Origin of the sequence: Micromonospora peucetia, from assembly GCF_900091625.1 — a bacterium.
GTDB classification, from domain to species: Bacteria; Actinomycetota; Actinomycetes; order Mycobacteriales; family Micromonosporaceae; genus Micromonospora; species Micromonospora peucetia.
The window spans coordinates 3,281,825-3,303,433 of the sequence record NZ_FMIC01000002.1 but is presented as its reverse complement, the minus strand read 5'-3'; the positions used below and the strand labels follow the sequence as shown (position 1 = coordinate 3,303,433).

Here is a 21,609-nt window from a genome sequence, read left to right as displayed (position 1 = left end):
GCCCTTCCGCCCATTGCTCGGCGGACCACAGTGCGGACGTCCGGATCCGGACTTCGTCCTTTCACCCGTTGCGGGTACGAGGTTGGCCGGTTCGGGAGTACCCCGCCTCCAGTCGTTCATCACCCCGTCACCGACCCCCTTTCCGCACGTCTCGGGCGAGGGGGGACGGTGCGGACGGCGACGCCGTACTACCGTGCAGGACAGTTCCGAGATCGGAGAGCCGCTTCCCATGCGCCTGTCGTACCCGCACCGCCCCCGCCGCAACCGGCTCCGCCCGTCGCTGGCACTGCTCGCCGCGACCACGCTCGCGGCCGGCGCCCTCACCGCGTGCTCGGGCGGTGACGGGCCGGAGCGCAGCGTCGACGCGTTCCTCGCCGGCTGGCGCTCGGGCGACCTCCAGGCCGTCGGCTTCGTCGACCCGACCGGCTCCAAGGTGCCCGCGGCCGACGTCGCCCGCGAGATCAAGGAGCTCTCCGGCGAGCTGGCCGCCACGCCGCCCACGCTGACCCGCCAGGGCGAGGGGAAGGTGACCAAGGACGTCGCGACCGCGGTGATCAAGGTCGACTGGGCCCTGACGGGCCAGACCCGCTGGACGTACGACCGTCAGGTGCGGCTCACCCGCGGCGGCGACGACGACTGGCGGGTGATCTGGGAGCCACAGCTGGTGCAGGAGCAGCTCACCCGGGGCGACCGGCTCGGGCTGCGCCGCGACACCGCCACCCGGGCCGCCGTGCTCGACGGCGCCGGCCAGCCGATCGTGGCGCCCCGGCCCGTGGTGCGGGTCGGGCTCCAGCCGAGCGAGGTCACCGACCTTCCGGGCCTGACCCGGAAACTGGACGCGGCCTTCCGGGCGATCCGGCCGGCGATCACCCCGCCGGTCGACCTGTCCGGCCTGCCCAAGCGGCTCGCCGACGCGGACCCGGGCGCGTTCGTCGAGGTGGTGACCCTGCGGGAGGAGGCGTACCGGCAGATCAAACCGCGCGTCCACGACCTGCCGGGCACGAAGTTCCGCAGCGACAAGCTCGACCTCGCGCCCACCCGCGAGTTCGCCCGGGCGGTGCTCGGCTCCGTCGACCAGGCCCAGGCCGACGACCTCGCCAAGCACCCCGACCGGTACGAGGCCGGCGACCTCGTCGGCCACGGGGGCCTCCAGGGCCGCCACGACGAGCGGCTGCGCGGCACACCGGGGCTGACCGTGATCGTTGAGCGCCCCGGCCCGGAGGGCACGCTGGCACCCACCGGCACCGAGGTGTTCCGCAGCGAGCCGCAGCCGGGGCAGCCGCTGAAGACCACGCTCGACGTGGCCACCCAGAACGCGGCCGACACCGCCCTGCGCGGCGAGAAGCGCCGGGCGGCGCTGGTGGCGGTACGGATCAGTGACGGAGCGGTGCTCGCTGCGGCCAACGGTCCCGGCGCGGCCGGGGAGAACCTGGCCTTCACCGCCCAGGTCCCGCCGGGCTCCACCTTCAAGATGGTCAGCGCACTCGGCCTGCTCGACGGGGGCGCGGTGACGCCGGAAACGACGGTGGACTGCCCCAAGACGCTCCCCGTGGACGGCCGATCGTTCAAGAACTCCGACAACTTCGAGCTGGGGCCGGTGCCGTTCCGCACCGACTTCGCCAAGTCCTGCAACACCGCGTTCGCCGCGCTGGCACCGAAGCTCGGCCCCGACGGGCTGGCCGTGGCCGGCCGGTCCCTAGGGCTGGAGGGGCAGTGGGACGTCGGCCTGGACGCCTTCACCGGCAAGGTTTCGGCGAACGGCGGCGCGACCGAGCAGGCCGCCGCCGCCATCGGCCAAGGCACCACGGTGGTCAGCCCGCTGGCCATGGCGTCGGCCACCGCGTCGGTCGCCCGGGGTCGCTTCGAGCAGCCGAAGCTGGTTCTCGACCCGGCCCCGGCCCAGCCCGCCGCCCCCGGCCCGCAGCTCAAGCCGGAGTCGGTCGAGGCAGTGAAGGCGATGATGCGGGAGGTGGTCACGGCCGGCAGCGGCAGCGCGCTGCGGGACGTACCGGGCGCGCCGGTGCACGGCAAGACGGGCACCGCCGAGTACGACGACAACCCGGCGAACACGCACGCCTGGTTCGTCGGCTGGCAGGGCGACGTCGCGTTCGCGGTCTTCGTCGAGAAGGGCGGGGCCAGCACCGCCACCGCCGTTCCCGCCGCCGAACGCTTCCTCCGCGCCCTCCCACGCTGACCAGGCGTTCCCCTTGATCGCCGGCAGCCGGCTATCGAGCTGCCGGCGCTATCGAGCTGCCCCGACAGACGGGGCAGGCATAGACGCGACCGGAGGCACTTCCGGTGTCCTCCCACCAGTGGAACCTGATGGATGCCAACCCCGGCGGTGACACCCATCAGGTTCCACCGGTGGGGGTCATCGAGTGCCATCGCCCCGCCCCTACCCGGGCTCGTGCAGACGCCAGTCGAGGGGTGCACGTCCCGGAAACGACGTGTCACAACCCCACCCGGGCTCGCGCAGACGCCACCAACCCTCCCCGACTGCCACCGGCCGTCCCCCAACCGGTTCGGCGGGCCGGGCGCACAGATGGGGCAGCTCGACAGGCGGCCAAACACTCACGTCCAGCGGGCCGTGGCGAGGGCGACCCGGTAGAGGCGGTGGAGACCGGCAGCCGCCAGGGGCGGTGGAGACCGGCACGGCAGCCGCCAGGGGCGGTGGAGACCGGCACGGCAGCCGCCGGGGGCGGTGAAGACCGGCACGGCAGCCGCCAGGGACAGTCGAGACGGACGAACGGCCCCGACGTATGGCGTTGACGGACGCCGTTGACACACACCGTTGACCACGCCGCTCAGCCAGATGGCGGACGACATCCCCGGGCTGCGGCGAACGCGGCCGACCGTCCGGACCGGGGACGCGCGGTCGGTCAGGTGATGCCGGCGGCGGACGGCGAGGTGCCGTCCTCGGGTGCGGGCAGCGTGTCGTCCGGGTCGAGGCCCGCGAGCGGCGCACGGCGCAGCAGGCCCGGGCCGACGGAGGCGGGCGGGCCGACGGGTTCCGGTATGGCCGGGCCGTCGGAGGTGGCCGCCACCGGGGTTACCGGACCGGGTGGCCCGAGCGGGGCTGGCGGAACGTCCTCGACACGCTCCTGCGCGGAGACCGGGTGACGGTCGTCGCCGCCGTTCTCCGGGACTAGTACGGGGACGAAGGCCGGGGTGGCAGCCGGCGTGACCGTGACCTCGGGACGGCCGTTGCGCCGCCGCGCCGAGGGGACGGACGAGACGGCGGACGCCGACGGGCCGGGCAGCAGTCGGGGCGGCGACGCCGTCGGCGCGGAGACCGGGCGCAGCCCGGCGACCACGGTGTTGACGATCTCGGCCGCGTACGCGCCGTCCGGGTCATAGTCGGGGTCGAAGACGGTCAGTTCGACGCCGAGGCAGTGTGGGGTGTCGACCAGCCCGGCGAGCAGGATCTCCAGCTCTGCGAAGGCGATCCCGCCCGGGTCGGGGGCGTCGACGGCCGGCATCACGGCCGGGTCCAGCACGTCCACGTCGATGTGCACCCAGTAGCCGGCACAGTCGGCGAGCTGCTCGTGCGCCCACTGTGCCGTACGGGCGGCGCCTTCGGCGCGCAGCGTCGGCACCGGCCGGGTGGTGATCCCGGCGGCCTGGAGGTCGAGGCGGTATTCGTCCTGCGCCCGGATGCCGAGCACCACCACGTCGATGTCCCGGAAGTATGGCCGTCGCCCCTCGATGGCGGCCAGGTCGGCCTGCCCCCGCCCGGTTACCAGCGCGAGGTCCTCGCCGGCCGCCGCGCCCACGTAGGAGGCGTTGCCGGGGTGCCGGAAGTCGGAGTGGCCGTCCACGAAGACCAGCCCGATGCGCCCGCCGACCGCCTCGCCGAGCCGGTGCATGGCCAGCGCCGAGCCGAGCAGGATCGAGCAGTCGCCGCCGAGCACCAGCGGGAACTCGCTCCGGTCGATGATGGCGCCGATCCGCTCGGCGAGCAGCACCGAGTAGTCGGCGATCTCCCGGGCGTGGCAGACCCCGTCGCCGGGCCGCCAGTCGCCGGGGTCGTAGCGGGGCGGGGTGAGGCAGCCGGCGTCGCGGGCCCGCAACCGGGCGAGCAGCCCCTGGTCGCGCAGCGCGCCCGGGGCCTTCACGCAGCCGGGGACCGAGGTGGACGTGGGTGGGCGCAGGCCGAGGTTGCTGGGCGCGTCGAGGACGGCGATCCGGCGCATCATGGGCTCCCGTCCTCGAGGTGTCGGGCGGGCCGGCCGGAACGCCGGCCCGCGCTGGCGTGCTAGGTGCTCACTAACAGGGCGTGCTGCTCAGAACAGGGCGCTGGCCAGGGCCCGACGGGCCGAGGCGACCGCAGGGTCCTCCGGCCCGGCGACCGTGAAGAGGCTGACCAGGTGCTGGCGTACCCTCTCCCGCTCCTCGGCGGCGGTGCGGCGGACCAGGCCCACCAGGCGGGCGTACGCCGCCTCGGCCTGACCGCTGAGCACCTCGATGTCGGCGGCCAGGAGTTGGGCCTCGACGTCGTCGGGGTTCGCCTGGGCGGCCGTGATCGCCGTGCCCGGGTCGGCTCCGGCCACCCGGCGGGCCAGCCCGACCTGGGCAAGGCCCGCCTCCGCTGCGGCGTCCGCCGGCGTTTCGGCGAGGATCTTGCGGTACGCCTGCTCGGCGGCGTCGAGGTCGCCGCTCATCAGGGCGTCGTCGGCCTCGTCGAGGCGCGGGTCCTCCGGCTCGGCGACGCTCACGCCACCCGCCTTGAGCACCGCCTGGAGCCACTGCCGCAGCTGCGCCTCGGGCACCACTCCGGAGAAGGCGTCGATCGGCTGGCCGCCGACCACCGCGTAGACCATGGGGATGCCCTGCACCCGGAACATCTGGGCGATCCGCGGATTGGCGTCCACGTCGACCTTGGCGAGCACCCAGGCGCCGCCGGCCTCGGCGGCCAGCCGCTCCAGCACGGGGGACAACTGCTTGCACGGCTCGCACCACTCGGCCCAGAAGTCCACGACCACCGGTGTGGTGAGCGAGCGCTCAAGAACCTCGGACTGGAATGTCGCCTCGCTCACGTCGATGACGGCTACGCCGCCACCGGCGGCGGTGCCGGGCAGTTCGGCGGAGGGGACAGACTGGGCCGGGGCGGCGGGGCGGGCGGGGGTCGGTGCGGGGGTGCGCAGCGCGCTGAGGTCGACCGCGCCGCGGGTGAAGATCGACGAGGTGATCCGTGGGTCGCTCATGGTTACCTAGTCTCGCACGCAACCCGCCGAACTCAGATCAACCGCGACGGCGACAGTTGCGACTCTCACCCCTGCCCCCACGCCTGCTCCCGCCCCTGCCCTCACCTCTGCCCTCACCCCTCCCCGTCCCTCCCCGCACCCGCCCGCCCAGCACTCCGCGATCTTGCACTTGCGGCCCTCGGTACGCGGCATTCGCGGCATTTACCGGGGCAAGAAGTGCAAGATCGCGGGGGTGGGGTGGGGTGGGGGGTGGGGTGGGGAGTGACGGGGTCAGAAGCGGGCGGGTTCGCGGTAGATGCCCCACTCGGCGCGTAGGGCGTCGCAGATCTCGCCCAGGGTGGCCTCGGCGCGGACGGCGTCGAGCATGGCCGGGATCATGTTGCCGTCGGTCCGGCCGACGGTCACCATCCGCTCGATCGCGGCCTTGACGGCGGCCTCGTCGCGACCGGCCTTCCGCTCGGCCAGCACCCGGCGCTGCTCCAGCTCCACCTCGTGCGAGATGCGCAGGATCTCCAGGTCCTTGGTGACCGTGCCGGTGTGGCAGTTGACCCCGACGATCTTCTTGTCGCCCTTCTCCAGCGCCTGCTGGTAGACGAAGGCGGACTCGGCGATGTGGCCGGTGAACCAGCCGTCCTCGATGCCGCGCAGGATGCCGGAGGTCATCGGGCCGATCTGGTGCGGGCCCTCCCCGCCCAACTGCCGGATCCGGGCGAAGATCTCCTCCGCCTCGGCCTCGATCTTGTCGGTGAGCGCCTCGACGTACCACGACCCGCCCAGCGGATCCGCCACGTTGGTCACCCCGGTCTCCTCCATCAGCACCTGCTGGGTACGCAGGGCGATCTCGGCGGACTCGTCGGTGGGCAGCGCCAGGGTCTCGTCCAGAGCGTTGGTGTGCAGCGAGTTGGTGCCGCCGAGCACCGCCGCGAGCGCCTCCACGGCGGTACGCACCACGTTGTTGACCGGCTGCTGGGCGGTCAACGAAACCCCGGCGGTCTGCGTGTGGAACCGCAGCCAGAGCGCCTTCTCGCTGGTCGCGCCGTAGACGTCGCGCAGCCAGCGGGCCCAGATCCGGCGGGCGGCCCGGAACTTGGCGATCTCCTCGAAGAAGTCGACGTGCGAGTCGAAGAAGAAGCTCAGGCCGGGCGCGAAGACGTTGACGTCCAGGCCCCGGGAGAGCCCCAGCTCGACATAGCCGAACCCGTCGGCGAGGGTGTACGCCAACTCCTGCGCGGCGGTCGAGCCGGCCTCGCGGATGTGGTAGCCGGAGACCGAGAGCGGCTTGTAGCGCGGGATCTCCCGGGCGCAGTACTCCATCAGGTCGCCGATCAGGCGCAGGTGCGGCTCCGGGTCGAAGAGCCACTCCTTCTGCGCGATGTACTCCTTGAAGATGTCGGTCTGCAACGTGCCGTCCAACGTGGACAGGTCGGCGCCCTGCCGCTCTGCGGCCACCAGGTACATGCAGAACACCGGCACGGCCGGCCCGGAGATGGTCATCGACGTGGTCACCCCGGCCAGGTCGATGCCCTCGAAGAGCGCCTCCATGTCGGCGGCGGTGTCGATGGCGACGCCGCAGTGGCCCACCTCGCCGAGCGCCTGCGGATCGTCGGAGTCCCGGCCCATCAGGGTGGGCATGTCGAAGGCGACCGACAGGCCACCACCGCCGGCACCCAGGATCATCTTGTAGCGCTCGTTGGTCTGCTGGGCGTTGCCGAAGCCGGCGAACTGCCGGATCGTCCAGGTCCGCCCGCGGTAGCCGGTCGGGTGCAGACCCCGGGTGTACGGGTATTCGCCCGGCCAGCCGATGCGCTCGAAGCCCGGGTGGGCGACTCCCTCCGGGGGGCCGTAGACCGGGTCGACGGGCATCCCGGAGAGCGTGGTGAAGTCGGCGTCCCGCTTGCGCGCGGCGTCGTAGCGGGCCTGCCAGCGTGCTCGTCCGGCAGCGATCTCGTCGGCGTTCATCCGCGGGGCTCCTCCTCGAGTCCTCGTCTGCACGTCGAGTGTAAAGCCCAGCCTGAACGATCGCTAAGGAATGTCGTACCAGTCGGTAACCTGAGCTGCCGGTACGTCAGGCGGTCGGCACGCCCGGATCCCCCAGGGCGACGTCGTCGACCCGAATGTTGATCTCGTCGACCCGCAGCCCGTACGCCTCGACCGCCTCGGTCACCTTCGCCCGGACCGCCTCGGTCACCTGCGGCACCGGTCGGCCCGCCTCGATCACGATGACCAGGTTGACCACGGCCGCGCCGTTCGTGACGTGCGCCGAGCAGCCCCGCCGGGCATCGCCGACCTTGTCGAGCCCGACCTTGTCGAGCACCGCGTTGAAGAACCGGGCCACGTCGCCGCCCAGCTCGACCACTCCCGGCACCGAGCGGGTGGCGGCGACCGCGATCTTCTCCACCACCTCGTCGGAGACGAGCGTGCTCCCGCCCGCCACCGCGTCCGGCGTCACCGTCAGCTCCCGCGTCGCCTCGTCAGCCATGATCTCCCCACCGTCGCACCGCCCCGCGCCGTCGGCGGGGCGGTGCGAGCGTACTAGGCGAGAGCCGTCCGTAGTGGACGCGTCAGGCGCCGAGCCGTCTGTCCAGGGCGAGGACGCATGCCGCCTGGACCGGTACCAGGTCGCGCGGCCGGACTCAGCCGGCTCAGCTCGCCCTCACCGGCTCCAACTCGCCGATCCCGTTCATCCCACCGGGCGTGCCCGACGCCGGCTGCGGCCAGGTCCCACCGGCCGCCCTCTCCCGGCGCCTGAGCCATCGGTCCACGCCGAGGTTGAGCAGCAGGCCGACCACCGCCCAGACCGCGACGACCGCCAGGTTCCGCCCGACTCCGACCCCGTCGAAGTAGACCAGCGACCGGGCCGTGTCCACTGCGGCGGGCAGCGGCAGGACGCCCTGGAGGGTCCGGAAGAACTCCGGCACCATGTAGACCGACAGGCCGCCGCCGGAGGCGGGCACACCGGCCATCATCAGCACCACCATCACCGGGATGATCGCGGCGAGGCCGAACGTGCGGGTGAACACCCCGGTCACCAGCGACACGGCGAAGATGGTGAAGGCGCCGAAGCCGATCATCTCCAGGGCGTGTCCGTTGACCGCACCGATGATCACGTCGAACAGCAGCCACAGCCAGACGGACATGCCGATCGCCCAGCCTCCGAGGATCGGGAGGAACTGGCGCAGTCGACGCAGGTGCGGCGCCCCGCCCCGGAGCACGGCCAGCATCAGGAACCCGGACATGATCCACGACATGCCGACGTACAGGCTGTTGCTGCCCATCGTGTCGGTCTTGCTGAGCGGCGCCACGTCGGTCAGCGCCAGCGGCGTCTGCTGCCCGGCGGCGATCTGCTGGAACATCGTCTGCACCATCATGTGCTGGCTGGACCCGGCGGCCGACGACGAGTACAGCGTGGCCTCGCCGCCCGGCGCCGACGGCAGCACGTACGCGGCGACCAGGTCCTGCGCGAGGATCTGCTCTCTCGCCTCGTCCACCGATGCGGCCACCGAGATGTCGGCGACGCCGTCCAGGCCGGCCCGCAGCCCCGCGGCGGCCCGCTCTGCCTGCTCCGGGACGGCGGCGACCACCGCCACCGGGATGTCGTGGGGCTCCGGCTTGTGCATGGAGAAGCTCATCAGGCCCACCACGACGACCATGATGCTCAGCGGGAACGCTGCCACCGTCACATACCGGAACCGCTTGGACCGCAGCGGGCCACCGGCCAGCGCCGGCAGCGGCGTGTCCGGACCGTCGACCTGCGGCGCCTGCGGGATGGCGGCCCCGCCGCGCTCCTTCAGCAGGCAGAGCAGCACGGCGACGACGATCCAGGCGGCGAGCGTCAGCAGGTGACCGACCAGGCCGCGGCCGTCGAAGTAGAGGGCCGACCGCAGCGCCTCGCCGGCCGCCGGCAGGGGCAGCACCCCGTGCAGGAACTGGAAGAACCCGGGCATCGTGTCGATCGGCAGCGCCAGATTCGACGCGGGCATGCCGAACACGACGTAGAGCAGCATCCCGAGCAGGACCGCCATCGGCCCCATCAACTTGGTGAAGAGCAGCTGGGCGAGACCGACGGCACCGGTCGCGAGCATGCCGACGCCGAGGAACGTGAGGTAGTGGCCGTCGACCGCACCGACGACCGGGCCGAGGATCAGCCAGATGACCGTGCTGGTCAGCGCCGACCAGCCGGCCACCAGCGGGACGAACCGCCGTAGGCGCAGCAGGTGGGGCGTGGCCATCAGGAGCAGGCTCAGCGGTACGTAGCCGGCGAGCATCATGCCCATCGCGGCGAACAGGACCGCGATGCCGGCCCTGTCGTTCTCGGGCAGCGCCGCGATCTCCTCGGTCGTGGACGTCCACTCCTGCTGTACGGCGACCGGAGCGAGAAGCTGCTGGGCCGTGGCGGCCCGGGAGGCCCCGGCCGCCGTCGCGGTGAAGATCGTCGCCTGGTCCGAGCCGGCGGCCGGCGGCTGCAACGCGCCGCTGATCTCCTGATCCCGCAGCAGATCCAGCGCGGCGTCCCGCGAGGCGACCAACCGGGCCGCCGCGGGTTCGCCGGGTGTGGCGTTCAGCGCGTCGACGATCGCCTGCGCCTCAGCGCCGCTGCCGACCACCGCCACCGGCATCTGCCGAGGGTGCGGCGAGTGCATCGTCGCCACGTAGGTCGCGAACATCATCGTGACCATGAGGAACGGCATGACGAAGAGGAAGACCGAGCGGATGATCCGCTCCTTGCGATCTGCGGCGTTCGGCTCGGCGGCTGCCGGTTCGGTCGAGTGCTGCACAGGCATGCTCCGGAGGTTTCAGACAGTGGGTGTGAAGCTGCGCCAGCACCCAGACGTAAGTCACGTGACTTACGCAGTCTAGGTCGCTCAGGTCGAAGGACGCGAAACGACTAGGTTTGACCTGCGCCACATCTGCGCCCCGAACCACGAGGAGAGGCCGGCTCATGGCACGGTCAGAGGCAGCCCGCACCGCGCTGCTCGACGCCGCCGAACGGTTGTTCGCCGAGACGGGAATCGCCCAGGTCTCCGACCGCAGGGTTGCCGAAGCGGCGGGCAACACCAACCACTCCGCGGTGCACTACTACTTCGGCGGACGGGAGGGACTGCTGCGCGCCCTGATCGCCCGGCACGTGGACGCCCTCGAGGAACCCCGCCGGGCGATGTCGGAACAACCCGACTCGGTGCTCGGCGACGTACGCAGCCTCGTGCAGCCGTCCATGGCGGTGCTGGCGGGCCTGCCCCGGCCGAGCTGGCGGGCCCGCTTCCTCGGCCAGGCCCTGCACGACCCGACCATGCGCGTCCTGATGCGTGAGGCGTCCGAGACCGGCATCGTCGGCCTGCGGACCCGAGCCTCGTTGGCGTCCCGCCTGGCGCATCTCGACCCGGGGGTGGTGGCCGGCCGGGCGGCCCTGATCGCCCGCATCGTCATGACGGCCACCGCCGAGGTCGAGGCCCGGGCCGAACAGGACGGGCAGGACCCGCGCTGGCTGGCGGTCGGCGACTTCCTCGCCGATGCCATCGCCGGCATGCTGCTGGCCCCGGTCAGCCAGCCCAGAACCCCCAACCCGCTCACCGACGTGGGTTTGTGAGACCGACCTGGTTCGGAAGAGAACCAGCCTGATTCGGAAGACGCCTCAGGCGCCGAGTTGAGCGAGCAATTCGTCGGCCGCCGCGTACGGGTCGAGGGCGCCCTCGGCCACCTTCGCGGCGAGCGCCGGCAGCTCCGTACCATCGCGCAGGGAGCCGATCCGGGCGCGGAGCACGCCCAGCGCGATCGCCTCGACCTCGGCGGCGGCCCGCGCCTCCTGGCGACGGCGCAGCTCGCCGTGCTTGACCAGCCAGCCACGGTGCTTGTCGATGGCGGCGGCGATGTCGTCGATGCCCTCGCCCCGCACGGCGGTCGCGCGCACCACCTGCGGTCGCCACTCGCCCGGCCCGCGCTCGCCCAGGGCGATCATGCCCTGGATGTCGCGCACGGTCGCGTCGGCGCCGTCCCGGTCGGCCTTGTTGACCACGAAGACGTCGGCGATCTCCAGGATGCCGGCCTTGACCGCCTGGATCGCGTCGCCCATGCCCGGGGCGAGCAGCACCAGCGTGGTGTCGGCCAGCGAGGCGACCTCCACCTCGGCCTGCCCGACGCCCACGGTCTCCACCAGCACCACGTCGCAGCCGGCGCCCTCCAGCACCCGGACCGCCTGCGGCGTGGCCGCCGACAGCCCGCCGAGGTGACCCCGGCTGGACATCGACCGGATGTAGACGCCCGGATCGGTGGCGTGGTCCTGCATCCGGACCCGGTCACCGAGGATCGCCCCGCCGGTGAACGGGCTGGACGGGTCGATCGCCAACACGCCCACCCGGTGCCCCCGGGCGCGCAGCGCCCGGACCAGCTCGTTGGTGGTGGTCGACTTGCCCACCCCCGGCGAGCCGGTCAGCCCGACCACCTGGGCCTGGCCGGCGTACGGCGCGAGCGCCGCCGCGATCCGCGGCAGCGTCTCGTCGCCGGACTCGACCAGGGTGATCAGCCGGGCCACCGCGCGCGGATCACCCGCACGGGCCCGCTCGACCAGCATCGGCACGTCCCGGCTACGGCGCACCGTGGGTACGGCTGCCGCCGGGCCGCTGTCGACGATCTCGCTCACTGTCCTGCCTCTGTTCGCGACTGCGGGGCTCGCCGTCGTCGGCTGCTACGGAATCGGCCGGCCTGCGGTCACTGACCGCTCTCGCCGGAGGCCGGGACGTGGATGATCAGGGCGTCGCCCTGGCCGCCGCCGCCGCAGAGCGCCGCCGCGCCCGTGCCGCCGCCCCGGCGCTTGAGCTCCAGCGCGAGGGTGAGCACCAACCGGGCGCCGGACATGCCGATCGGATGGCCCAGCGCGATCGCCCCGCCGTTGACGTTGACCTTGTCCGGGCTGACCCCGAGGTCACGGGTGGACTGGATGCCGACCTGGGCGAACGCCTCGTTGATCTCGATGAGGTCCAGGTCCTCGATGCCCAGCCCGCCCTTCTTGAGCGCGTGCTGGATCGCGTTGGACGGCTGTGAGTGCAGGGCGTTGTCCGGGCCCGCGACGTTGCCGTGCGCGCCGATCTCGGCCAGCCAGGTCAGCCCCAGCTCCTTGGCCTTGGCCTTGCTCATCACGACCACGGCGGCGGCGCCGTCGGAGATCGGCGAGGCGCTGCCGGCGGTGATCGTGCCGTCCTTGGCGAACGCCGGACGCAGCTTCGCCAGCGACTCGACGGTGGTGTCCGGACGGATCCCCTCGTCCTCGCTGATCACCAGCGGGTCGCCCTTGCGCTGCGGGATGACCACCGGGGTGATCTCGTCGGCGAAGTGGCCGTTCTTCTGCGCGGCGGCGGCCCGCTGGTGGCTGGCCGCGGCGAACGCGTCCTGTTCCGTACGGGTGATGCCGTGCCGCTCGCCGTGCCGCTCGGTGGACTCCCCCATCGCGCAGGAGTCCCAGGCGTCGGTGAGCCCGTCGAGCGCCATGTGGTCCTTGATCACCACGTCGCCGTACTTGTAGCCGCCGCGCTGGCCGAGCAGCAGGTGCGGGGCGTTGGTCATGGACTCCATGCCGCCGGCGACGACGATGTCGAACTCGCCGGCGCGGATCAGCTGGTCGGCGAGGGCGATCGCGTCCAGGCCGGAGAGGCAGACCTTGTTGACTGTCAGCGCCGGCACGGACATCGGGATGCCCGCCTCGACCGCCGCCTGACGGGCGGGGATCTGGCCGGCGCCGGCCTGGAGCACCTGCCCCATGATCACGTACTGGACCTGCTCGGGGGCGACGCCGGCCCGCTCGAGCGCCGCCCTGATGGCGACGCCACCGAGTCTGGTCGCGGGGAGGTCCTTGAGGTTGCCCAGCAGGCGCCCCATCGGGGTCCGCGCGCCGCTGACGATCACCGAAGCCATGCCTGCCTCCGAGGGGTGCCGACCTGTACGCCTTAACGATTGTTCGGTCAGACTAGCGCCATGGCTGAGAACTCCCCCGTCGAGACCGCTGCCGACTATGTCACAGACATCGGCCTGCGCCGCATCGACCACGTCGGGGTCGCGGTGGCCGACCTGGACGCCGCGATCGACTTCTACCAGCGCACCTTCGGGATGCGCTGCGTACACACCGAGGTGAACGCCGAGCAGGGCGTCCGCGAGGCGATGCTGGCCGTCGGCCCGGACGCCGAGGGCGGTTGCGTGCAACTGCTCGCCCCGCTGAGCCCGGAGTCGACCATCGCCAAGTTCCTGGACCGCAAGGGCCCGGGCGTACAGCAGGTGGCCTACACCGTGGCGGACATCGACGTCGCCTGCGCGAAGCTGCGCGAGCGCGGCGTGAAGCTGCTCTACGACACCCCGAAGCGCGGCACCGCCAACTCGCGGGTCAACTTCGTCCACCCGAAGGACGCCGGTGGGGTGCTGGTCGAGCTCGTCGAGCCCGCCGCCACGCACTGACCTGCGCCGCCGGCCCCCGCCATCCGGGCGGGGGCCGGTCAGCCCTCCCCCACCGAGCGCGACGGTGCGTGGTCCGGCCGCCACCCGGACACCTCCACGCATCGGCCAATGCAGTTTTTCACAGAGGACTTCCGACTTTAGCTACCGTTCAGTAACGTCCCGTCCCACCGGAGTGCGGCCGGTACCGGATGTGTCGGATGCCGACATGGTGGTTTGGCCGCACCGACGCCGACGATGGCAGCACCCAGGCCCGCGTGCGCGGGGTGCGGACGAACGGGAGGTCGACGTGCAGGACATCCTCGAAGCGATCATGGCGGTGGAGGGCTCCGACCAACCGGAACGGGAGCTCGCCGCAATCGCCGGTCTGCCGGTACCCGAGTCGTACCGCGGCGTCGTGGTGCGCGCCGACGAGACCCGGATGTTCGACGGCCTGGCCACCCGGGACAAGGACCCGCGCAAGGCGCTGCACGTGCAGGAGGTGCCGACGCCGGAACTGGCGCCGGGCGAGGCGCTGGTCGCGGTGATGGCCAGCGCGATCAACTACAACACGGTCTGGACCAGCATCTTCGAGCCGCTGTCGACCTTCAAGTTCCTTCAGCGCTACGGCCGGCAGTCGGAGTTGACCCGCCGGCACGACCTGCCGTACCACGTGGTGGGTTCGGACGCGGCCGGCGTGGTGCTGCGCACCGGGCCCGGGGTGACCCGGTGGAAGGCCGGTGACGAGGTGGTCGCGCACTGCCTCTCGGTGGAACTGGAGGACGCGGCCGGGCACGACGACACCATGCTGGACCCGCAGCAGCGGATCTGGGGCTTCGAGACCAACTTCGGCGGCCTGGCCGAACTGGCCGTGGTCAAGGCCAACCAGCTGATGCCCAAGCCGCGCCACCTCAGCTGGGAGGAGGCGGCCAGCCCCGGCCTGGTCAACTCGACCGCGTACCGGCAGTTGGTGTCGCACCACGGGGCGAACATGAAGCAGGGCGACGTGGTGCTGATCTGGGGCGCCTCCGGCGGCCTGGGCGGCTACGCCACCCAGATGGCGCTCAACGGCGGGGCGATCCCGGTCTGCGTGGTCTCCTCCCCCGACAAGGCGGAGCTGTGCCGGAAGATGGGCGCCGAGCTGGTCATCGACCGGTCCGAGGCCACCGGCGAGGGCTACCGGTTCTGGCGCGACGAGCAGACCCAGGACCCGGACGAGTGGCGGCGCTTCGGCGAGCGGATCCGGGAGCTGACCGGCGGCGACGACCCGGACATCGTCTTCGAGCACCCGGGCCGGGAGACCTTCGGCGCGAGCGTCTACGTGGCCAAGCGCGGCGGTACCGTCGTCACCTGCGCCTCCACCAGCGGTTTCCAGCACCAGTACGACAACCGCTACCTCTGGATGCACCTGAAGCGGATCGTCGGCAGCCACTTCGCCAACTACCGGGAGGCGTGGGAGGCCAACCGGCTGGTGTCGCTGGGCAGGATCCACCCCACCGTGTCGAAGACCTACGCGCTGGAGCAGACCGGCCAGGCCGCGTACGAGGTGCACCGCAACGCGCACCAGGGCAAGGTCGGCGTCCGCTGCCTCGCCCCGTCGGACGGCCTCGGCGTACGCGACCGCGAGCTGCGCTCCCGGCACGAGGATGCGATCAACCGGTTCCGCGGCCACTGACCCGACGGATGACGCTCCGGCAACCATTGCGGTGAACGGCGATTGTCTTTCCGCCGAGGGCGACGGACACTCATTCGAGTGACCCGGACCATGGCACGACAAAGGGCCGCGGGCACTCCCGCGGCCCTTTTTCGATGTCACGCTCCGTGCCGTCCGACCCGCCCGGGAGCTGCCAAGATCGGCGATCTGTCCGGTGATCCGCCGACCCGAAGTTGACCATGTAAAGAGGACAGGAAAGCTCGGGACCGCTCTTGCGAAGCACCCTGGGGGGTCTGCGAGTATGTCCCAATGCCCCAGCAGTCCTCCCCTCTTGCGTTCTTCGATAACGCGAACTCGCAGCCCGATTTCACCATGGGCCTGCGCGGCTACAACCCCCATCAGGTCGATGACTTCATCGGCCGGATGACGGCCGCGCTGACCCAGTCCGAGCAGGCCCGCGCCGAGGCCGAGCAGCGGATGAACGACGCCCAGCGGCGGCTCCGCCAGGCTGAGCAGCGCATGAGCGCGCTGGAGCAGAAGCTCGCCGACACCAACAAGCAGCTCGAGGAGAACAGCCGGCCCACCCTCTCCGGCCTCGGCACCCGCGTCGAGCAGATCCTCCGGCTGGCCGAGGAGCAGGCCAACGACCACCGCAACGAGGCCAAGCGGGAGTCGGAGGGCATTCTCTCCGCCGCCCGCCTCGAGGCGCGCGAGATCACCGACAAGGCGCGCGCCGAGGCGGCGGCGATGAAGGCCAACGCCGAGCGGGAGGCGGGCAGCGTCCGCACCGCCGCCGAGCGGGAGGCCGCCGAGGTCCGCGTCCAGGCCCGGCGCGAGGCCGACACGCTGCGCGCCGACGCCGACCGGGAGACCAAGCAGCTGCGCACGGTCACCGCCCACGAGGTCGCCGAGCTGAAGTCCACCGTCGAGCGCGAGGTCGCCACCCTGCGGGCCACCGCCGAACGGGAGATCACCCAGCAACGGGCGAAGGCCGCCCGCGAGGCCGAGGAGAAGCGCGCCGAGGCGACCAAGCTGCTCACCGACGCCCGCGACAAGCGCGACAAGGACCTCCAGGCCCTGGATCTCCAGCTCGCCGAGCGCCGGGAGAAGGCCGAGCGCGAGGAGTCCGAGCGGCACGCCGCCCAGGTCTCCCAGACCCAGAAGCTGGTCGGCGAGGCCGAGCAGCGGGCCCACGCCGCGCAGGAGCGGGCCAAGGAGATCGAGCAGCGCGCCGAGGCCCGCCGGGTCGAGTCGGAGCGCACCGCCAACGAGACGGTCGACAAGGCCAAGGCGCTGGCCGACAAGACGCTCACCGAGGCGAAGTCCGAGTCGAAGCGCCTGCTCACCGAGGCGCGCACCGAGGCCGAGTTGACCACCCAGGCGGCCCGCCGCGAGGTCGAGGACCTCACCCGGCAGAAGGACGCCGTCACCTCGCAGCTCGGCCAGATGCTCTCCGGCCTCGCCGGCATCGTGCCGGGCGTGCCCGCCACGCCCCCGGCCGCGCAGCCCAGGCCGGAGGCGGCGAAGACCGACGGCGCCGGCGAGCGGGTGACCGCGGAGACGTCCAACTGACCCAACCGACCGGGGCATGATCTACGGCGCGGGGTTACACCGGGTGACCGGCGTGCCCCGCGCCGTATGCGTTTGTAGGCCAAGGGAAATGCCCGGGCGTGTCATTAGTGAAGTAGGTCCTATCCGGGGCGTCCGTATCGCCCCAGCCGGACTGGATGCGTGTGAGGATGGGGGCATGTCGCACGGCGAGGAACTGTTCGCACTCGGCGGGGACGTGACCACGGAGCCCAGCTTCGAGTCCGCTCTGCGGGGGTATGTAAAACCACAGGTCGACCGGTACGTCGCTCGCGCGGAGCACGAGATCGCGGCCCTGGCCGCCGAACGGGAACAGGCCTACACACAGATCCACAAGCTGGCCGGTCAGGTCGAGGTGCTCCAGCGGGACCTGGCCCAGGCACGTAAGTCGTCCGGGGCGCTGGAGAACGTCTCCTACCGGCACCTCGGCCCCCGGGTGGAGCAGATCCTCACCCTCGCCGAGGAACAGGCCGACGCGATCCTGGTGGCCGCCAACGAGGAGATCGAAGCACGCCGGGGCGCCGCCGAACACATCGTCGAGGAGGCCCGCGAGCAGGCCGCCACCGCCCTCAAGGACTTCGAGATCGCGCTGGCCGCCCGCCGGACGGAGGAGGAGCGGCACACCGCTGCCCGCAGGGCCGAGGCGGACGCCGCGCTCAGGACCGCCAAGGACGAGGCCGCCAGGCTCCGCAAGGCCGCCCAGGAGGCGATGGCGAAGGCCCAGCAGGAGGCCACCCAGCTCCGGGACACGGCCAAGGAGATCCACAACCGGGCCCAGCAGGAGGCGACCAAGCTGCGCGAGGCGGCCCGGGAGGTGCACGCCAAGGCCCAACAGGAGGCCACCCAGCTCCGCGAGGCCGCCAAGGAGGTGCACGCCAAGGCCCAGCAGGAGTCCAAGCGCCTGATCGATCAGGCCACCGAGGCCGGCCGGGCCACCCACGCCAAGGCACAGCGGGATGCCAAGCAGATCATCGACGGCGCCGCCGACGCCGGGCGGGCCACCCGGGAGAAGGCCCACCAGGAGGCGGAGCGGCTCACCACCCAGGCGACCGAGACGGCCAAGCGCAGCCGCGCCGAGACCGAGGCGTACGTACAGCGGATGCGCACCGAGACCGAGGCGTACGTGCAGCACGCCCGGGCCCAGACGCAGCAGGAGCTGGGCACCTGGCGGGCCGGGGTGGAGCAGGAGGTCAACAGCCGGCGTGAGGCCGCGGACCGCGAGCTGACCCAGCGCCGCACGGCAGCCGAACAGGAGTTCACCAAGCGCCGCGACGAGCTGGACCAGCAGTACAAGACCCGCCTCGCCGAGTTGGAGAAGCAGCACAAGGGTCGACACGACGAGCTGGAGTCCGGGTTCGAGTCACGCCGCGCCACGCTGGAGGCGGAATACACCGCCCGGAAGGACGAGATCGAGCAGGGTGCGGCGGCCGTCCGCCAGGCCGCCGAGCAGGACGCACTGACGATGCGCCGACAGGCCGAGGAGGAGGCCGCGACGCTGCTCGGCCGGGCCGAGTCGGAGTCGACCGACAAGCGCCGCAAGGCCGACGAGCACGTCGCGACGTCGCGACGTCAGTTCGAGGAGTACGCGGCCACGACGCAGCAGCACCTGGCCACCACCCAGCAGCACCTCGCCGCCACGCAGCAGGAGGCCGCCGCCGGCCGTCAGCAGCTCGCCCAGGTGATGCTGGAGATCGCCCAGGCCCAGCAGCAACTGGCCGACCTGCGGCAGGAGACCTGGAATTCCCGGCAGGAGTCCGACGATCTCCAGCGCCAGGTGGCGGAACTGCGGTTGGGCCTGCTCAGCGCGGCCAACCGGCCGGGTGGGAGGAGCGACACGGCCGACCGGCCGAGCGGGACCGACGGCAGCGTCTCGGCCGCCCCGGTGTTGGCGGGCGGCAAGCTGACGCCGGCCACGGCGAACGGCGGGAAGCCCCGTCCCGACGCGGACAAGACCCCGGCAGGCGTGGGCACCACGGACAAGACCCCGGCAGGCGTGGGCACCACGGACAAGACCCCGGCAGGCGTGGGCACCACGGACAAGACCCCGGCAGGCGTGGGCACGACGGGCGGGGCGTCGGGCTCCGCGGCGGCCAGCTCCCCCTCGGGCGGGAAACCCGCCGCTGCCAAGGTGGAGCCGGCAGACGCCGGACAACCGGCCAAGGGCCGGATCGAGCCGGCCGACGCCGGGCAGCCGGACAACGGCAGGGTCGCGAGCGTGACCACCGTCGACGGGGACACGGCCAGTGCCGGCGTGGACGGGGAGCCGACCGTTGCGGCGGTGCCCGGCGAGGGCGGCCGGAGCGCCACGCCGAGGAAGATCACCAGCACCGGCGAGAACGGCAAGCGGCCGGCGAAACCGACCACGGACGAACGCAGCGCCAAGCCGAGCAAGGTCGTCGTCGAGAAGGACTGACCGCCCCGACCCGGGTCACCATCCGGCGACCCGGGTCACCGGCGGATCTTGGAAGAATCGGGCCCCTCCAGGGGCCGTTTCGTCCCAAGATCTCAGTGTTCGGGCTGCCGAGCGCCCGCTCGGGCTCGGACGGGATGTCGGCGGTCGGTTTCTGGTGGCACGGCCGCGCCGGGTGGATAGGGCGGGCCTGCGGCGTACGCTCCCGTGTGGAATCCGCAAGGTGGTGCCCATGGTCGGGGCGTCCGGCGGGAGTCGATCAGGGAGGTCCGATGGCAGACGACGGACCGACGGCGTCGAGTGGCGACCGGGATCCCGGCACCGCCCCGGGACCGGGCGACACGAACCGGAAGCCGGAGCACGCCACCGCGCCCGGACCCGCCCTCGACGCGACGGGCGCGACGGATCCGACAGGCGTGACGGGTCCGACGGGTGACGACGAGCCGGTGGCGAACGGATCGAGCCGGTTCGGTACGCCTGGGCGGCCACTGAAGCGCAGCAGTTTCCTCGTCGGCTTCACCGGGGCGGCCGGGGTGCTGCTCGCGTACACCCTCTATCTGGGCCTGCGCAACGCGACCGGGATCCTGGTCCTGGTGGTCATCGCGCTCTTCCTCGCCGTCGGCCTGCACCCCGCCGTGGTCCGGTTACGGTCCTGGGGGGTGCCGCACGGGGCCGCCGTGGCGGTGGTCGCGCTGACCGTCGTGCTGCTTCTCTGCGGTGGCGTGTTCGCCCTGGTGCCGCCGATCGTGACGCAGACCGGGCAGTTCATCGACCAACTGCCGAGCTACCTGGAGTCGTTGCGCCGCAACGAGGCGGTCAACGACCTCGTGGAGCGGTACGACCTGATGGAGCGGGTGCAGAGCGCGGCGAACGCCGACACGGTCGGTCAGGCCCTCGGCGGGGTGCTCGGCGGTGCCCAACTGGTCTTCGGCACGGTCTTCCGGGGGCTGACCGTGCTGGTGCTGACCATCTACTTCCTGGCCTACTTCAACCGGCTCCGCGAACTGGGCTACTCGCTGGTGCCCCGCTCCCGCCGGGAACGGGTACGGCTCATCGGGGACGAGATCCTGACCAAGGTGGGCGCGTACATGGTCGGCGCGCTCAGCATCGCGGTGCTGGCCGGGATCTCCACATACGTCTTCGCGCTGATCGTCGGGCTGCCGTACCCGTTCGCGCTGGCCGTGGTGGTCGCGGTGACGGACCTGATCCCACAGATCGGCGCGACCCTGGGCGCGGTGATCGTCAGCCTGGTCGGCTTCGCCACCGACCTGCCGGTCGGCATCGCGTGTGCGGTGTTCTTCCTGATCTACCAGCAGGTGGAGAACTACCTGATCTACCCCAAGATCATGCGCCGGTCGGTGTCGGTCAACGAGGTGGCCGCCCTGGTCGCCGCCCTGCTCGGGGTCTCCCTGCTGGGCGTGGTGGGCGCGCTGATCGCGATCCCGGCGGTGGCCGCGTTCCAGCTCATCCTGCGGGAGGTTCTCCTGCCCCGGCAGGAGTCCCGCTGACCCGGCCGGCGGCGAGGCGGATCAGCCGGCCCGGCCGGCGGGCGGGCCGGGCACCGGGCGGTCCGCGAAGGAGGCCACCGTGCGGTCGGCGTACGCGCTGACGTCGCCGGTCTCCATCGGGCCGTCCCAGCTGGTCGGCAGCGGCACGGCTGCGGCCGGGTTCACCCGGCGGACCACCTCGTCCAGCACGGTCTCGGCGTCGCCGACCCAGAGGTGCTTCGCGCCGGGCACCCCGACCACCTCGGCCTGCGGCACCGCCGCGAAGCGCTCCCGGGCCTCGTCAGGGCGCAGGTAGTCGTCGAACTCGGGCACCAGCGCGGTCAGCGGCTTGCCGGACTCCGCCCAGTGGTCGAGGTCCGCCGACTCGGAGTAGCGCAGCGGCGGGGAGAGCAGGATCGCCCCGACGACGGCCGGGTCGCAGCCGTACCTCAGGGTCAGGTCGGTGCCGAACGACCAGCCGAGCAGCCAGACGTTCGGCAGCTCGTGGAACTCGGCGTACTCGATGGCGGCGGCGACGTCGAAGCGTTCGCCGACCGCGTTGTCGAAGGCCCCCTCGCTGGTGCCGCGCAGGCTGCTGGTCCCCCGGGTGTTGAAGCGGAGCACCGCCAGGTCGGCCAGGGCCGGCAGCCGCCACGCCGCCTTGCGGAACACGTGGCTGTCCATCATCCCGCCGTGCGTCGGCAGCGGGTGCAGGCAGACGAGGGTGCCCACCGGCTCGCGGTCCAGCGGCCGGGCCAGTTCGCCGACCAGCCGCAGACCGTCCGCGGTGTGCAGCTCGATGTCCTCGCGGTGGCCGGGCAGGATGGAGGACGCGCGGATCGGTGTGCTCACCCC

The 21,609-nt window shown here is 72.3% G+C and carries 15 protein-coding genes; 7 read left to right on the top strand and 8 right to left on the bottom strand.

Going from position 1 to position 21,609, the window contains the following annotated elements; translation table 11 throughout:
• Positions 1–229 precede the first annotated feature (229 nt).
• The gene (locus tag GA0070608_RS15490; RefSeq protein ID WP_091628570.1) at positions 230–2,194 is read left to right on the top strand and encodes a penicillin-binding transpeptidase domain-containing protein; all 1,965 of its coding nucleotides are present in this window, start codon (positions 230–232) and stop codon (positions 2,192–2,194) included.
• A gap of 685 nt (positions 2,195–2,879) precedes the next feature.
• Here GA0070608_RS15490 and GA0070608_RS15485 read toward each other — a convergent pair.
• From GA0070608_RS15485 to GA0070608_RS15465, 5 genes are all read right to left on the bottom strand, one after another.
• A complete protein-coding gene (locus GA0070608_RS15485; RefSeq protein ID WP_141719470.1) occupies positions 2,880–4,196 on the bottom strand; it encodes an arginase family protein in 1,317 nt (438 codons plus the stop codon).
• An 87-nt stretch (positions 4,197–4,283) separates the two neighbouring features.
• Positions 4,284–5,204, bottom strand: a complete 921-nt coding sequence (locus GA0070608_RS15480) for a tetratricopeptide repeat protein (RefSeq protein ID WP_091628567.1) — start codon at positions 5,202–5,204, stop codon at positions 4,284–4,286.
• A gap of 270 nt (positions 5,205–5,474) precedes the next feature.
• Complete coding sequence (icmA, locus tag GA0070608_RS15475) at positions 5,475–7,163, bottom strand: coenzyme B12-dependent isobutyryl-CoA mutase large subunit (protein ID WP_091628564.1); 1,689 nt, start codon at positions 7,161–7,163, stop codon at positions 5,475–5,477.
• 106 nt (positions 7,164–7,269) lie between these two features.
• Complete coding sequence (locus tag GA0070608_RS15470) at positions 7,270–7,683, bottom strand: Asp23/Gls24 family envelope stress response protein (RefSeq protein WP_091628561.1); 414 nt, start codon at positions 7,681–7,683, stop codon at positions 7,270–7,272.
• Positions 7,684–7,846: 163 nt separating this feature from the next.
• Positions 7,847–9,985 (bottom strand): ABC transporter permease, encoded by a 2,139-nt coding sequence (locus GA0070608_RS15465; protein ID WP_245715799.1) that lies wholly within the window; start codon positions 9,983–9,985, stop codon positions 7,847–7,849.
• Positions 9,986–10,143: 158 nt separating this feature from the next.
• Here GA0070608_RS15465 and GA0070608_RS15460 point away from each other — a divergent pair, with 158 nt between their 5' ends.
• Positions 10,144–10,788: a TetR/AcrR family transcriptional regulator gene (locus GA0070608_RS15460; RefSeq protein ID WP_091628555.1), complete on the top strand. Its 645-nt coding sequence runs from the start codon at positions 10,144–10,146 to the stop codon at positions 10,786–10,788.
• 45 nt (positions 10,789–10,833) lie between these two features.
• Here the strand turns inward: GA0070608_RS15460 and meaB are convergent, their stop codons facing one another.
• Together meaB and GA0070608_RS15450 are read right to left on the bottom strand one after the other, a co-directional pair.
• Positions 10,834–11,769, bottom strand: coding sequence for a methylmalonyl Co-A mutase-associated GTPase MeaB (meaB, locus tag GA0070608_RS15455; protein ID WP_411970832.1), 936 nt, complete (start codon positions 11,767–11,769; stop codon positions 10,834–10,836).
• 137 nt (positions 11,770–11,906) lie between these two features.
• Positions 11,907–13,106, bottom strand: coding sequence for an acetyl-CoA C-acetyltransferase (locus tag GA0070608_RS15450; RefSeq protein ID WP_091628551.1), 1,200 nt, complete (start codon positions 13,104–13,106; stop codon positions 11,907–11,909).
• A gap of 60 nt (positions 13,107–13,166) precedes the next feature.
• Here GA0070608_RS15450 and mce point away from each other — a divergent pair, with 60 nt between their 5' ends.
• The 5 genes from mce (at position 13,167) to GA0070608_RS15425 (ending at position 20,775) form a co-directional block, all read left to right on the top strand.
• On the top strand, positions 13,167–13,640 hold the full coding sequence (mce, locus tag GA0070608_RS15445; RefSeq protein WP_091628548.1) for a methylmalonyl-CoA epimerase: 474 nt from the start codon (positions 13,167–13,169) through the stop codon (positions 13,638–13,640).
• Between the two features lie 286 nt (positions 13,641–13,926).
• Positions 13,927–15,291: a crotonyl-CoA carboxylase/reductase gene (gene ccrA / locus GA0070608_RS15440; protein WP_091628545.1), complete on the top strand. Its 1,365-nt coding sequence runs from the start codon at positions 13,927–13,929 to the stop codon at positions 15,289–15,291.
• A gap of 288 nt (positions 15,292–15,579) precedes the next feature.
• Positions 15,580–16,842, top strand: a complete 1,263-nt coding sequence (locus tag GA0070608_RS15435) for a DivIVA domain-containing protein (RefSeq protein ID WP_091628543.1) — start codon at positions 15,580–15,582, stop codon at positions 16,840–16,842.
• A 175-nt stretch (positions 16,843–17,017) separates the two neighbouring features.
• On the top strand, positions 17,018–19,270 hold the full coding sequence (locus GA0070608_RS15430) for a coiled-coil domain-containing protein (protein ID WP_091628540.1): 2,253 nt from the start codon (positions 17,018–17,020) through the stop codon (positions 19,268–19,270).
• A 269-nt stretch (positions 19,271–19,539) separates the two neighbouring features.
• A complete protein-coding gene (locus GA0070608_RS15425; protein WP_245715798.1) occupies positions 19,540–20,775 on the top strand; it encodes an AI-2E family transporter in 1,236 nt (411 codons plus the stop codon).
• Positions 20,776–20,796: 21 nt separating this feature from the next.
• Here GA0070608_RS15425 and GA0070608_RS15420 read toward each other — a convergent pair whose 3' ends face one another.
• Complete coding sequence (locus GA0070608_RS15420; protein WP_091628537.1) at positions 20,797–21,606, bottom strand: alpha/beta hydrolase; 810 nt, start codon at positions 21,604–21,606, stop codon at positions 20,797–20,799.
• Positions 21,607–21,609 lie beyond the last annotated feature (3 nt).